Source organism: Nocardioides sp., from assembly GCF_964228225.1.
Classification (GTDB): domain Bacteria; phylum Actinomycetota; class Actinomycetes; order Propionibacteriales; family Nocardioidaceae; genus Nocardioides.
In genome coordinates, this window is the sequence record NZ_CAXQZB010000037.1 from 1 (window position 1) to 13,988 (window position 13,988).

A 13,988-nucleotide genomic window follows, 5' to 3' on the forward strand; every position below is an offset into this window, starting at 1 on the left:
CCCCGAACCGGTGCATTCCGCTGGTGACGACGGGAGACGGTGAGCCTCAGGCCACGGCGAGGAGGGCGCCGACGGCGCCCACGAGGGCGCCGAGGCAGCGGACGGCGTCGACGACCTGCAGCTGGCGCAGCCGCGCCGGGAGGTCGGGGGAGCCGGGGGGCAGGGCGCCGATGCGGCCGTGGGTGGGGGCGGCGGCGACGGCGGTGGTGGCCAGGGCGAGACCCACGCCGGCGGCGCCGAGCCAGGTCAGCGGGTCGGGGTCGTCGCGCAGGGCGAGGGGCACGGTGACGAGCAGGCCGAGGTAGAGCACGGCCACGAGCGGCACGATCCGGCGGCTGTGGGCCTCGTGGAAGCGCGCCCACTCCGCGGGCCCCACCCCGGTGAAGCCGGGGTAGACCAGCAGGGTCACCGTGGCCTGGAAGCCCAAGTGGGCGCAGGCCACGGCGGCGAAGGCGACGCCGGCGTCCATCGGTGCTCCGATCCGCCCGGACTCAGGCGGGCCGCTCGACCAGCCGCTCGACCAGCCGCTCGACCAGGGCCCGGCCGAGCTGGTGGCCCGAGAGCCAGGCGGTCTGCACCCGCGGCGGGTCGCCCCAGCCGTCACCGCACACCCCGAGCGGGGCGCCGTGGGCGGGGTCGGTGAGCAGGAAGGGGTCGTGGCGGTGGCCGGTGGGGCGGGCCATGCTCCAGCGCTTGGTGAAGGCCGCCTCGGGATCGGGCAGGTCGAAGCGGGCCCGCAGCGCCGCCACCATCGGCGGACACGCGGCGTCGGGGTCCACCAGGTGCTGGGCGGCGAACTCCGGGGTCGAGTGGGCCACGAGCACCGGGGCGGCGTCGCCGCGGCGCCGGCCGTCGTCGGCGACGAAGGACAGCACGTCGTCGTCGTTCACGAACGCGCCCTCGAACGGCGAGCCCAGCCCGAGGTCGCCCCACAGCACCGACGGCCAGCGGGCCACCAGCGCGAGCACGGGCTCCCAGGGGCGGGTCAGCCGGTCGTGCACGTCGTCGTGGCCGGGACCGGTCAGCAGGGTGCGGGCCTGGCCGTCGGGCATGGCCAGCACGACGGCGGCCGCCGGCTCGCCGTCCACGGCCAGGCCGTGGTCGTGGCGGGTCACCTCGGCGACGCTCGCCCGCTCCAGCGGGAGCCCGGTCGCGAGGTCCTCGACCAGCCCGCGCAGCGTGCCGGGTGCCGACCAGCGCACCGGTCCGGTGCTGAGGCGGGAGGCCTCGGGGTCGCCGGGGCGCCCGGAGAGCACGGTGAAGTGGTCGGTCCACGCCCGGGCCAGGCCGCGCGCCGCCCACCCCTGCACGACGTCGTCGAAGGCGGGCTCGGAGACGGTGAAGTAGCTGGCGCCGAGGTCGACCGAGCGGTCGTCGACCCGCTTGGCCGCCAGCCGGCCGCCGATGCGGTAGCCGCGGTCGAGCAGCCGGGTGGGCACCCCGGCGGCCACGAGCTCGCGGGCGCAGGCGACGCCGGCGATCCCGGCGCCGACCACCACCACCGGCGCGCTCATGCCGCCACCCGCCCGGCGCCGAGGGTGCGCAGCAGGTGGCGGGCAGCCCGCTCACCGCTCACGAGCGCCCCCTGGATGGAGGCGGTGTCGCGGTGGTCGCCGCACACCAGCACGCCCTCGCCCGCGCCCACCGGCTGGGCCGCGCGCAGCGGCGGCGGCTGGGCGGGCAGGGCGAACGGGATCTCGTAGCGGTGCACGACCTCCCAGTCCGAGACCGGGGTGCCGAGCAGCCCGCCGGCGTGGTCGCGCAGGGCGTCGTCGGACGGGACGCGTCCGGCGGCGGTGTCGAGCAGCGCCGAGGCGGCCACCAGGTGCCGCCCCGCGGGGGCGTAGGTGGGGGCCGCGGCCGAGACGACGGCGACGTTCACCAGCGGTCCGCGCGGCACCTCACGGGCGTCGACGTGCAGCAGCCGGGCGCGGCGTCCGGCCACCGGCGCGGTGGGGGTGGTGAACCAGGTGGTCACGACGCCGCGCGGCGCGGGCGCAGGCGTGCCGGCCAGCGCGGCCGCGGTGGCGCCGTCGGTGGCGACGACGACGTGGCGGGCGCGGATCTCCCCGGCCTCGGTGCGCACGCGCGGGGTCGCGCCGGCCCGGACCTCCAGCACGGTCACACCGGTCTCGACCGGCCGGTGCAGCCGGGCGGCCAGCTGCTCGGGCAGGGCCTGCATGCCGGCCCGCGGCAGGCCGGGGGTGCCGGCGACGAAGGAGTTCACCAGCAGGTGGGCGTAGTGGGTGGAGGTCGCCCCGGTGTCGTCGAGCACGACCCCGGCCAGGAAGGCGTCGATCACCCGCCGCGGCAGGCCGCCGACGCCGGCGGCGTCGAGGGACTCGCGCAGCGGCGCGTCGGCGCGCGCGTCCAGCCCGGGCCGCAGCGGACGACCGGGTCGGCGCAGCAGCGGGCGGAGCCAGCGGGCCAGCCGGATCCCGTCGAGGGCGTCGGGCAGCACCCCGCGTGCCGAGCTGGGGATCAGCCGGGGCGCGTGCCAGGGGTGGCCGAGCCGGGCCAGGCCGCTCTCGGTGCGCGCCGCCACGCCGGCATCGAAGGACTGCAGCCCCAGCGCCTCGACGTCGATCCCGCGGCGCAGGGCCGGGTAGGAGGGGTTGAGCAGCTGGAAGCCCCGGTCGAGGAGGAACCCGTCCACGCGATCGGTGCGCACCCGTCCGCCCACGGCGTCGGCGCGTTCGAGCACCCGCACCGAGAGCCCGGCGTCCTGCACCGCGAGGGCGCAGCGCAGCCCCGCGAGCCCGGCCCCGACCACGACCACGTCGACGTCGGCCTGCGCTCGGGAGGCGTCGGGGCGCACGGCAGGATCCGGTTGAGGGCTCACAGGGGTCTATGCTGTCCGGCGCCACACCCCGAACGGGACACCCCGAGGTGGACCGCGCTCCGCGACCCGCCCCGGCTGCGATAGGGATGGCCCATGGCCGTTGATGTCCCGCCCACGACCCCGGTGCTCGTCGGCGCCGCCCAGCACACCGAGCGGCGCGAGGACCCCGCCTACGCCGCGCTGTCGCCGGCCGACCTGGCCGCCGTCGTCGCCCGGGCCGCGCTGGCCGACGCCGGGCTGGGTGCTGAGGCCGTCGACGTGCTGGCCTGCACCCGCCAGTTCGACGAGTCCTTCCCGGGCATGCCGGCCACCCTCGGCCGCCCCGACCACTTCACCGCCGCCGTCGCGCAGCGGCTCGGCGCCCGGCCGCAGGAGTGCCTCTACGAGGTGGCGGGCGGCCAGTCGCCCCAGCACCTGGTCACCGAGCTGGGCGGGCGGATCGCGGCCGGCGAGCTCCGCGCCGCCGTCATCGTCAGCGCGGAGGCGATCTCGACGGTGCTGGACCTCGCCCGCAGCCCCGAGCCGCCGGACTACAGCGAGACCGTGACGGCCGACGTGGGCCGCCGCATCGACCGCGGCGCCGGGCTGGGCGGCCTGGTCACCCGCGTGCAGGTCGTGCACGGTCTCACCGACGCCCCCACCCAGTACGCCCTGTTCGAGCACGCGCGCCGCGGCCGCAAGGGCTGGAGTCGCGCCGAGCTGGCCGCCGACATGGGCGCCTGGTTCGCCCCCTTCACCCGGATCGCGGCGGCCAACCCCTACGCCGTCGTGCGCGAGGAGCGCACGGCCGCGCAGCTGATGGAGGTCACCCCGGCCAACCGGGTGATCGTCGACCCCTTCCCGAAGTCGGTCGTGGCGCGGGAGAAGGTCAACCAGGCCGCCGCCGTCGTGCTCGTCAGCGCCGAGCTGGCCGACGAGCTGGAGGTCGCCGCCGAGGGCCGGGTGTTCCTGCACGGCCACGCCGACCTGCACGACGTCGAGCTGCTCCAGCGCCCCGACCTCGGCCGCAGCGAGCCGTCGGTGCGGGCCATCACCGAGTCGCTCGACCTCGCCGGTGTCGCGCTCGACGACGTCGCCCACCTCGACCTCTACTCCTGCTTCCCGATCGCGGTGAGCGTGGTCGCCGAGGAGCTCGGGCTCGACCCCGAGGACCCGCGCGGCCTCACCGTCACCGGCGGGCTGCCGTTCTTCGGCGGTCCCGGCAACGGCTACTCCCTGCACGCCGTGGCGGAGATCGTCGACCGCTGCCGCCGCGCGCCCGGCAGCGTCGGGCTCGTCGGCGCCAACGGCGGGATGCTGAGCAAGTACTCCGCCGGCGTCTACGCCACCGACCCCGTGCCGTGGCGCCCGGGTCGCAGCGCGGCCGTGCAGGCCGAGCTCGACGCCCGCCCGCCCACGCCCGTGGCCGCCGCCCCCGAGGGCCCGGCGGTGGTGGAGACCTGGACGGTGCAGTACGGCCCCGGCCTGCCCGGTGGACGTCGCGGCATCGTGGTCGGCCGGCTCACCGACGGCCCCGACGCCGGACGCCGCTTCCTCGCCAACACCCACCCCGAGGACGCCGGTGAGGGCTCCCTGCTGGCGCTGCTCGAGGGCGAGGACGGGCCGGGTGCCGCGTTCGCGGTTCGCCCCACGCCCACCGGCAACGTCGCCGCGCGCGACGTCGCGACCCTCGACGCGCTGCTCGGCCCCGTCGCCGCCCCGGTGCGGCTGCCCGCGCCCGGCGCGGCGCCGCTGGAGCTGCCCGGCGTGCGGGTGACCCGCCACGACGCGGTGGTCGAGGTCGCGGTGCTCGGTGAGGACGAGCGCCACCTGCTGACCCCCGCCGTGAGCCGCACCCTGGCCGGGGTGTGGGACGCCGTCGACGCCGACCCCGAGGTGCGCGCCGCGGTGCTCACCGGTGCCGGCGACGACGTCTTCTGCGGCGACGCCGACCTCGCCGAGCCCTCGGTGGCGATGGCCCTGGGCCTGCCCGCCTCCGGCGTCGGCGGGCTCACCGCCCGCACGCTGCGCACGCCGGTGATCGCGGCGGTCACCGGTGACGCCGTCGGATCGCCGCTGGAGCTGGTCCTGGTGTGCCACCTGATCGTGGCCGCGCAGGGCACCCGGTTCGTGCTGCCCCACCAGCGGGTCGGGCTGCTCTCGGCCGGCGACGGGCCGCGCCGGCTGCTCGCCCGGCTGCCGCACGGCCTCGCGCACCGGCTCATCCTCACCGGCGCCGACCTGCCGGTGGCGCGGGCCCACGAGCTGGGGCTGGTGGACGAGCTGGTGCCGTCCGCGCAGGTGCGCGCCACCGCGCTCGCGCTGGCGCAGGAGGTCGCGCTGAGCTCGCCGACGTCGGTGGGCCTGGCCCTCGGCGTGCTGGCCGGCGACGGGCCCTGCGACACCGAGGACGCCCTGGACCGGCTGCTCGTCTCCACCGACGCCAGCCTCGGCGTGCAGGCGGCGTACACGGGCGAGCCGCCGCGCTGGGCCGGCCGCTGATGCCCCACCGGTGCTCCGGCACCGGTCGCGAGTTCACCCCGAAGGAGGGGGACGCCGTACGATCGGCCGGTGCCGGAGCCCGTGATCACGCCCGAGGACCTCGCGACCACGCTGCGGGTGCTCGACGCGGTGCACCTGCTGCCGGGTGAGCATCCCGACCACATCGCGGTGCGCCGGGCCACGGCTCGGATGTTCAAGGCGGTCAAGCGGGAGCGCAAGCTCGCGGCCCGCGCCGCCGAGCTGGCCCACGACCGCGCCGTGCTGGAGGCCACCGCCACGGGCAGCCCGCTGCGCATCGACGACGAGACCGAGGGTCTGCTGCCCACCTCCGCCGCCCGCGAGGACGGCCGGGCCGTGGCGGGCGAGCTGATCAACCCGCGCGGCTGCTACATCTGCAAGCACGACTACACGCGGGTGGATGCGTTCTACCACTGGCTGTGTCCCGACTGCGCCGCCCGCTCCCACGCCAAGCGCGAGCAGGGCACCGACCTCGCCGGCCGTCGGGCGCTGCTCACCGGCGGTCGCGCCAAGATCGGCATGCACATCGCGCTGCGGCTGCTGCGCGACGGCGCCGACCTCACCCTCACCACCCGCTTCCCCCGCGACGCCGTGCGTCGCTACGCCGGGATGCCCGACAGCGCGTCGTGGCTGCACCGGCTCACGATCGTCGGGATCGACCTGCGCGACCCCACCCAGGTCGCGGCGCTGGCCGACGACGTCGCCGCCCGCGGCCCCCTCGACGTCCTCATCAACAACGCCTGCCAGACCGTGCGGCGCCAGCCCGGCTCCTACGCCCCGCTGGTGGAGGCCGAGCGGCTGCCGCTGCCCGACGGCGTCGCCCTGCCCGAGATGGTGACCTTCGACCGGGTCTCCGAGCTGCACCCCGCGGCGATCTCCGGCGCCCTGGCCGGCGCGCCCGTGGCCCACCACGCGGGGGAGTCGGCCGAGCACGCGCGGGCGGTGCAGCAGGCGCGCTCGGCCGCCGACCTCACCGCGCTCGCGCTCCACGCCGGCAGCGCCTCCCTGGAGGCGCACCTGGCCGGCACGGCGGTGGACGCCGGCGGCCTGCTGCCCGACGTCGTCACCAGCAACTCCTGGACCCAGACCGTCGACCAGGTCGATCCGCTGGAGCTGCTCGAGGTGCAGATGTGCAACGCCGTCGCCCCCTTCCTGCTGGTCTCGCGGCTGCGCCCGGCGCTGGCCGCGGCCGCCGCGGCGTCGCCGTCGGGACGCGCCCACGTCGTGAACGTCTCGGCGATGGAGGGTCAGTTCTCCCGCCGCTACAAGGGCCCGGGTCACCCCCACACCAACATGGCCAAGGCCGCGCTCAACATGATGACCCGCACCTCGGCGGGGGAGATGTTCGAGCGTGACCGCATCCTGATGAACGCCGTCGACACCGGGTGGATCACCGACGAGCGCCCCCACTACGACAAGCTCCGCATCGCCGCCGAGGGCTGGCACGCCCCCCTCGACCTCGTCGACGGCGCCGCCCGCGTCTACGACCCCATCGTGCGCGGCGAGCGCGGCGAGGACCTCCACGGCCACTTCCTCAAGGACTACGACCCCAGCCCCTGGTGACCCTGGCCCGCGCGGGGACGCGGGTTCGTCGAGGGGGCGCCCCGGCGCCGTCGGGAGACGTGGTGGGTTGGTGCGGGCGTCTCGTGACGCTCGCTGGCGCTCGCTCCTCGACGACCGATGGGTCCCCGCCACCGGGCCCGCGTCGGATGACGTGGCGAGCCGGGTCCAGTCTCGTGACGCTCGCTTCGCTCCTCGACGACCGTCAGTGGTCACGTTCGTCGAGGAGGCGCCCCGGCGCCGTCACGAGACGCGGTGGGACGGGTGGGGCGTCTCGTGGCGCTCGCTCCTCGACGCCCGTGGGTGGCGGGGTTCGTCGAGGAGGCGTCCCGGCGCCGTCGCGAGACGTGGTGGGCCGGGATCCGGCCTCCGGCGGGTCGGTGAGCCCGATCGGCCCGGAATGACCAGTCGGGACTAGTCCGTTCGGGCCATTTGTGCCCGGGGCCCCGTGTGGGGTGCGCGACACGTGATCGGTTCCGCTTGACGTGCTATCGGGTTTTCTTACTTAATTCACCTTGTTCAGTCGAGTTAAACGTCTGATTCCCCGACTCGTGCACGCGGTCACCCACTCCCCTCGGGGGGCCGACCGACGTGTCCACCCACCCGAAACGAGGTCACCATGCGCACACGACTGCGCCTCGTCGGTGCGTCGCTGGCTCTGGCCGCGACCGCCGTCACCATCCCGCTGCTGTCCTCCGGCGAGGCCACGGCCGCGTCGAGCTTCAGCGGCGGCAACCTGCTCGTGTACCGCGTCGGTGCCGGCACCGCGCCGCTCACCAACGCCGCGACCGCCGTGTTCCTCGACGAGATCACCCCGGCCGGCGCCGTGGCCCAGTCGATCCCGGTGCCGACGACCGCGGCGGACGGCAACCTGCCGCTGACCGCCTCCGGCCTCTCGCGCTCCGAGGGCGTGCTCTCCGCCTCCCCCGACGGCCGGTTCGTGTCCTTCACCGGGTACGCCGCCGCCCCGGGCGCCACCGGACCCGCCGGGATCTCGCTCACCGGCTCCGACCCCGCCTCGGTCGCCCGCGTCGTCGGCGTCGTCGACAAGAACGGCACGATCGAGACCAGCACCGCGCTGCCCGGCGCCAGCGCGCCCGCCATCGTGCGCTCCGCGGTGACCACCGACGGCGAGTCGCTGCTCGCGGCCGGCGGCGACGGCGGCCTGCTCGCCACCACCCGCAGCTCCACCGCCGCCACGGTCTCGGCCGGCGAGGCCGCGACCAACCTCGCGACCGTGTCGCGCCAAGCCGGGAAGGTGCTCGTCAGCGGGCTGCTCCAACACCGCCTCGCGATCGTCGAGAGCGGCGCGTTCACCGACGCGCCCGGCCTGCCGAGCAACCTGCTCACCTACGGCTTCGCCGCGCTGGACCTCACCAGCGCCGGCTGGGCCGGGTCCACCATCGACACCTTCTACATCGCCAACGCCTCCAACCGGGCCGGCACCGTGGAGAAGTGGCGCTTCGACGGCACCACCTTCGTCAAGTCCGGCGACCTCGACGTCGCCGGCGTCAGCGGCCTGGTCGCCGACGTCGAGGGCTCGGCGGTGAACCTCGCCGTCGCGACCCCGACCCAGGTGCTGGCGATCTCCGACACCAACGGCGCCGGCACCGGCTTCAGCCCGGCCGCCCCCACCGTGCTCGAGACCGCGCCCACCAACACCGAGTACCGCGGCATCGCGCTCGCCCCCACCGGCGACCTCGGCCCGTCCGCGTTCTTCCGCACCCCGGCCGCGGGCTCGGTGGTGTCGATCGGCGCCGCCACCGCGCCGGTCTCGGTCTACGTCGCCTCCCCGCGCGCCGTCAGCGGCGTGCAGATCTCCCTGGGCGGATCCCCCGCCGCCGCCACCAAGGGCGCCGGGAACATCTGGACCGCCAACGTGCCTACCCAGGGCCTCGCGGCCGGCGCGGGCACCATCACCGTGACCGCCACCGACACGGGCGGCAGCACGACGATCACCCGCCCCGTCACCTACAGCGGCACCTCGGCCCCGGCCGGCGCGCTGCTGGCCGGGACCTACAGCCCCCGCGCCAAGGGCATCACCGCGAGCAAGGGCTGGACCGCCTACGCCTTCGCCAAGAGCCCCGACGGCAAGGGTCTGACCTCGAAGACCAAGAACGCCAAGCTCGCCTTCACCGCCTACGGCAAGACCGTGCGCCTCACCCTCGGCACCGGCCCGAAGAACGGCCGCGTCACCCTCATCGTGGACGGCAAGAAGACCACGGTCGACCTGTTCAAGGCCAAGGCCGGCACCGTCGTGAGGACCTTCACCTTCACCGGCGAGGTGCGGGCCCACACCGTGCAGATCGTGGTGGCCGGCACCAAGGCGGCCAAGAGCAAGGGCACCTCGGTGCCCGTGGGTCTCGTGCAGGTGACCTCGTGACCGACGCGCCCGCCCGTCCCCGTCTCCGCCGCCCTCGTCCAGGAGCCCCGATGAACCGCTTCCTCACCCGCACCGTCGCCGCGGCGGCCGCGATCACGACGCTCAGCGTCGCCGCGGCCGGTGTCGCGAGCGCCGACCCCGACAACGCCCAGCCCGGCACCCCGCCGGCCGGCAAGACCGCGAGCCAGATCTACGCCACGGTCGGCGCCGACGCGTTCGCGGAGCTGACCTCCAACATCGCGACCGTCTACAACGCCCAGACCCCCGCACCCACCCGGGTGCTGGCCTCCTACGACGCGGTGAACCCGACCACCGCGGCGGCCCAGGAGACGATCGTCACGAAGCCGGGCTGCTCGATCACCCGGCCCAACGGCGCCAACGCCGCGATCTCCGCCATCACGCTGAACCAGAAGAGCACCGTCGACACCAACGAGTTCTGCATCGACTGGGTGCGGGCCAGCCGTGCGAAGGGCGCGGCGCCGGCCGAGCAGAACCTGACCTTCTACGCCCAGAGCCGCGATGCCGTGAGCTACGCCGTCATCGGCAACGCCTACGCGCCCACCACCCCGCTCACCACCGCCCAACTCAAGGACATCTTCGAGTGCACGGTGAGCGACTGGAGCGAGGTCGGCGGCCAGGCCGGTGAGATCCACGTCTACCTGCCGGCGGCCTCGGCGGCGACGCTGACCTTCTTCCTGCAGGCGCTGGGCACCAACCTCACCAACGTCAACGCCGGCTGCGCCGGCCTGCCGCGGGTCTACACCAACCAGCAGAACGACGGCCGCAGCCTCAACGGCGACCCGCAGGGCATCGCGCCCTACACCGTGACCAAGTGGGCCGCCCAGGGCAACGGTGCCCCCGGCATCCCGGACTACCGCGGCGGCGCCCACATCGGCACGGTCAACACCGACGCTGCCCCGACGATCGCCACCACGTTCGGCGGGCGCAGCTACCAGGTGCTCAACCCGGCGTTCACCACCGGCGCCAGCGCCTCCTTCGGCCGCCTGTTCTTCAACGCCGTGCGCAACGACGCGCCGCAGGAGCTGAAGGACCTCTTCAAGGCCGGCGGCTACCTCTGCCAGAACCAGGACGCCTTCCTGGTGCCCTTCGGCAACACCCCCCTCGGGAACGACACGACCCAGTCCCGCTTCTGCGGACAGGCCAGCTGACCCCCCTCAGCGTCGTCTCCGAGCCTGACGGGCCGGAGCCCCACCGCCCCAGCGACGCGGCGGTCGGGCTCCGGCCCGGCACAGCGGTTCCACCAGTGCGATCCCCGGGGTGCGCCCGGGGACTCCTCGTCCCTCCTTCCTCTCCATCCCTCCCCGCGAGGGCGCGGCCGCCGGCCGCGTGATCGCGGGGACCTCATCGATCGGATCGGGTGCTTTCCGAGATGTCCTTCCCTGTGTTCCCGCGCGCTGCGCGGGCCCGCCGCGGCGTCGCCGCCGGTGTGACCCTGGTGCTGGGGGTGCCGAGCGTGCTCGGCCTCGCCTCGGCCGTCGCGCTGCTGGGCGTCCCCGCCGATGCCGCCCGGGCGACCGGCGACGTCAGCGTGACCGTGCCGGCTCCGGGTGCCGGCCCGGACGCCACCGTGACCGTGAGCCGCACGACCGAGCTGGTGAACCAGACCGTGCTCGTCTCGTGGGCCGGCTTCCGTCCCAGCTCGGCCAGCCGGCTCGACAACTCCGGTGACTCCCTCGACGTCAACACCGACTTCCCGGTGCGCGTCTACCAGTGCCGCGGCGCCGACCCGGTGAGCAGCAGCGACTGCTACGGCTCGCAGGGCTTCCGGGGCGCCGAGGCCAGCGGCGACGCCGAGGCGGTGCCGGCGGTGCCGCCCTACACCTACCCCGGCCAGCAGAACGCCTTCGACGCCACCCCCGACGGCCCGGCGAACTGGCAGGACAACGTCACCCGCGCCGACGGCACCGGCGAGGTGACGATCCAGCTGTTCACCAAGCGGGAGTCGGCCTCGCTCGGCTGCGACGACGACACCCCGTGCTCGATCGTCGTGGTGCCGAACTACGGCCGTGGCGAGACCAGCCGCGGCGCCACCGAGGACCTGCTCGACGCCCCGTGGGCGTGGGAGCGCCGCACGGTCGTGCCGCTGGAGTTCCTCCCCGTCGACGACGCCTGCCCGCTCACGGGCAGCGGGCTGCGGGTCGAGGGCTCCCCGGTGATCGGGCACGCGCTGGCCTCCTGGCGCGCCCGCACCTGCACGCTGGCGACGGACTCCGTGCGCGTCGACTTCACCTCCATCGGTGAGCCGCAGACCCGGGCCGACCTCGCCTCGGGCACCACCGACGTCGGCCTGGTGATCGACCCGCTCGAGACCGCGGCCGCCAAGGAGCGCGGCGTCGTCTACGCCCCGATCACCGTGACCGGCCTCGTGATCGCCTTCCAGATCGACGACGCCGACGGCAAGCCCGTCAGCGACCTGAAGCTCAACCCGCGGCTGGTGGCCAAGATCATCACCGGCTCCTACCGCTCGGGCGGCAACGAGGCGGTGATCAAGAACCCGGTCAACCTGTTCCGCGACCCCGAGTTCCGCGCGCTCAACCCCGACGTGAAGTGGCCCGGCGGCGCTCCGGGCAACCACCCGCTGCTGCTCGGCGACCTGTCCGACACGACGCTGGCGCTCACGCGCTGGATCAACGCCGACGCCGACGCCCGCGCCTTCCTGGCCGGTGAGCCCGACCCGTACGGCATGACCGTCAACGCCAACTACAAGGACGTGAAGCTGCCCTTCGCCAGCTTCCCGCTGCTCGACCCGCTGCTCACCCAGACCTTCGAGCCCATCCAGGAGCTCGACGCCGTCGCGCGGCAGCTCTCCATCGCCCGCTTCCCCGGCGCGCTGGTGACGGTCGAGAACGGCGTGAACATCACGACCAAGCCCCCGCGGCAGAACCCCGGGCGCCGCGAGGTCATCGGCATCATCGACGCCGCCTCGGCGGCCCGGTTCCGGCTGCCGACCGCCCGGCTGCTCAACGGCGCCGGCAACTACGTGGCGCCCACCCCGGCCACGATGCTGGCCGGCATCAAGGCCTCGACGCTGAACAAGGACGGCGTCACCCGGCAGGTGGACCCGGCCTCGACCATCCCCAACGCCTACCCCCTGACCCTGCTGATCTCCGCCGGTCTCTCCACCGAGGCCGACGAGGAGAGCCGGGCCCAGATGGCCGACCTGCTCTCCTACATCCGGACCTCCGGCCAGCAGCCGGGCGAGGAGGTCGGGCAGCTGCCCGAGGGCCACGCCCCGCTCAGCCCCGCCCTGCGCGCCCAGCTCACGAAGGCCCGCGCGGCCGTGCTGGCCGGCCCCGCCGACGACGGCGGGGACGGTGGCGGCGACGGGGACGGCGGCGACCAGGGTGACGGCGACAACGGTGACGGCGACGGTGACACCGACACGGGCACCGACACCGGCACCGACACGGACCCGTCGGTCGCACCCACCGACGGTGGGGACGGTCCCCCCAGCGCACCTGGGGGGACCGACCCCGAACCCACCGAGACGCCCGACGGCGCGCCGCTGGACGAGGAGCCCGCGCAGGTCGACACCGCGCTGGTGAGCTCGATCCCGAAGGGGGCCAAGCAGCTGATGATCCCGCTGCTGCTCTCCCTGGCCGTGCTCACGGCCGGCGGCGGTCCGCTGCTGTGGTGGCTCGACCGCACGGGACGGGGGCCGGCATGGCTGCGACGGTGAGCGAGCAGGAGCCGCTGGACCACCTCGGCACCTCCACGGGGGGCGGGCCCGCCGGGCTCGAGCCGGTGTCCCGCGCGTCGTGGCGCCAGCTGACGGCGCCCTCCCCGGGCCTGCGACGTGCGGGCCGCGGAGCCGGCTCCGGCGGTCGGGGCGGATCGCGTCCGCGCCCGCCGCGCCCCGCGGGCCCCACGCTGGGGTCGGTGATCGCCGCGGTGCTCGGGCTGATCGCCCTGCTGGCGGTGACCTTCGCCGGGTACCTCTTCGTCGGCTCGCGGCTGGACGCGAACCGGGCCCAGAGCCTGATGTTCGACGACCTCGTCCAGCAGCTCTCGCTGGCGGAGGTGCCGGTCTGCGGCGTCGTGCCGGACGGGCAGCCCGTGGGTCTGGTCGAGATCCGCAGCATCGGTCTGGAGCAGGCGTTCGTCGTCGGCGCCGCCTCCGAGCAGACGCTGCTGGCCCCCGGCCTGCGCCACGACTCGGTGTTCCCCGGCCAGCAGGGCCTCTCGGTGCTGGTCGGCCGACGGGTCACCGGCGGCGCGCCCTTCCGGGACCTCGACCGGGTGCAGCCCGGCGACGTCATCACCGCCACCACCGGCCACGGCGTGTTCCGCTACGTCGTCGACCTCGTGCGCACCAGCGACGCCCCGCCCACCGAGGTGCCGATCGTGCCCTCGCGGCTCACCCTGGTGACCTCCGACCCGGCCTACGCGCCGAACCGGACGCTCAGCGTGTCCGCGGCCCTGGACGGCGACGCGCTCCCGGCGTGCACCGGCACCGCCTCGGTGGCCGCCGACCAGCCCGGGGCGGGCAGCCGCGCGGGCGCCGTCGGTCTGCTGCTGTGGTCGCAGGGCCTGCTCGTGGCGGCGGCGGCCGTCACCTGGCTCGCCGCACGGCTGCCGAAGCGCGCGCTGTGGATCGGTGCGACGCCGCTGCTGCTGGTCCTCTCCTGGCAGGTCTCCGCGCATCTCGCGGTGCTGCTGCCCAACACCCTCTGACCCTCCTCG

Annotated in this window: 9 protein-coding genes; 6 read left to right on the plus strand and 3 right to left on the minus strand. The window is 75.4% G+C overall.

The genetic code is table 11. From position 1 onward, the window contains the following. Nucleotides 1-46 precede the first annotated feature (46 nt). Genes ACERUJ_RS08020 through ACERUJ_RS08030 form a run of 3 tightly spaced genes read right to left on the minus strand, consistent with a single transcriptional unit; the run spans nucleotide 47 to nucleotide 2,842 of the window. Entirely contained in the window at nucleotides 47-469 is a 423-nt protein-coding gene (locus ACERUJ_RS08020) for a hypothetical protein (protein WP_370247981.1), read from the minus strand. 22 nt (nucleotides 470-491) lie between these two features. After that, entirely contained in the window at nucleotides 492-1,514 is a 1,023-nt protein-coding gene (locus ACERUJ_RS08025) for an NAD(P)/FAD-dependent oxidoreductase (protein ID WP_370247982.1), read from the minus strand. After that, nucleotides 1,511-2,842: an FAD-dependent oxidoreductase gene (locus ACERUJ_RS08030; protein WP_370247983.1), complete on the minus strand. Its 1,332-nt coding sequence runs from the start codon at nucleotides 2,840-2,842 to the stop codon at nucleotides 1,511-1,513. The genes ACERUJ_RS08025 and ACERUJ_RS08030 overlap by 4 nt, the downstream gene beginning before the upstream one ends. Nucleotides 2,843-2,935: 93 nt before the next feature. Between ACERUJ_RS08030 and ACERUJ_RS08035 the strand changes: the two genes are divergently transcribed. From ACERUJ_RS08035 to ACERUJ_RS08060, 6 genes are all read left to right on the plus strand, one after another. Further along, entirely contained in the window at nucleotides 2,936-5,323 is a 2,388-nt protein-coding gene (locus ACERUJ_RS08035; RefSeq protein ID WP_370247984.1) for an enoyl-CoA hydratase-related protein, read from the plus strand. 69 nt (nucleotides 5,324-5,392) lie between these two features. Beyond that, nucleotides 5,393-6,904, plus strand: coding sequence for an SDR family NAD(P)-dependent oxidoreductase (locus ACERUJ_RS08040; protein WP_370247985.1), 1,512 nt, complete (start codon nucleotides 5,393-5,395; stop codon nucleotides 6,902-6,904). 616 nt (nucleotides 6,905-7,520) lie between these two features. Next, complete coding sequence (locus ACERUJ_RS08045) at nucleotides 7,521-9,284, plus strand: hypothetical protein (protein ID WP_370247986.1); 1,764 nt, start codon at nucleotides 7,521-7,523, stop codon at nucleotides 9,282-9,284. A 50-nt stretch (nucleotides 9,285-9,334) separates the two neighbouring features. Continuing rightward, nucleotides 9,335-10,453: a substrate-binding domain-containing protein gene (locus tag ACERUJ_RS08050; protein WP_370247987.1), complete on the plus strand. Its 1,119-nt coding sequence runs from the start codon at nucleotides 9,335-9,337 to the stop codon at nucleotides 10,451-10,453. 221 nt (nucleotides 10,454-10,674) lie between these two features. Beyond that, nucleotides 10,675-12,984: a hypothetical protein gene (locus tag ACERUJ_RS08055; RefSeq protein WP_370247988.1), complete on the plus strand. Its 2,310-nt coding sequence runs from the start codon at nucleotides 10,675-10,677 to the stop codon at nucleotides 12,982-12,984. Then, nucleotides 12,969-13,979 carry a sortase gene (locus ACERUJ_RS08060; protein ID WP_370247989.1) on the plus strand — a complete coding sequence of 337 codons (1,011 nt, stop codon included), beginning with the start codon at nucleotides 12,969-12,971 and terminating at the stop codon, nucleotides 13,977-13,979. Before ACERUJ_RS08055 ends, ACERUJ_RS08060 begins: the two co-directional genes overlap by 16 nt. The last annotated feature ends 9 nt before the right edge of the window (nucleotides 13,980-13,988 follow it).

Excerpts from the sequence above, each read along its gene's own strand:
- ACERUJ_RS08035 (WP_370247984.1), top strand. The coding sequence starts at position 2,936 with ATGGCCGTTGATGTCCCGCCCACGACCCCGGTGCTCGTCGGCGCCGCC.
- ACERUJ_RS08060 (WP_370247989.1), top strand. The coding sequence starts at position 12,969 with ATGGCTGCGACGGTGAGCGAGCAGGAGCCGCTGGACCACCTCGGCACC.
- ACERUJ_RS08025 (WP_370247982.1), bottom strand. The coding sequence starts at position 1,514 with ATGAGCGCGCCGGTGGTGGTGGTCGGCGCCGGGATCGCCGGCGTCGCC.
- ACERUJ_RS08055 (WP_370247988.1), top strand. The coding sequence starts at position 10,675 with ATGTCCTTCCCTGTGTTCCCGCGCGCTGCGCGGGCCCGCCGCGGCGTC.
- ACERUJ_RS08050 (WP_370247987.1), top strand. The coding sequence starts at position 9,335 with ATGAACCGCTTCCTCACCCGCACCGTCGCCGCGGCGGCCGCGATCACG.
- ACERUJ_RS08020 (WP_370247981.1), bottom strand. The coding sequence starts at position 469 with ATGGACGCCGGCGTCGCCTTCGCCGCCGTGGCCTGCGCCCACTTGGGC.
- ACERUJ_RS08045 (WP_370247986.1), top strand. The coding sequence starts at position 7,521 with ATGCGCACACGACTGCGCCTCGTCGGTGCGTCGCTGGCTCTGGCCGCG.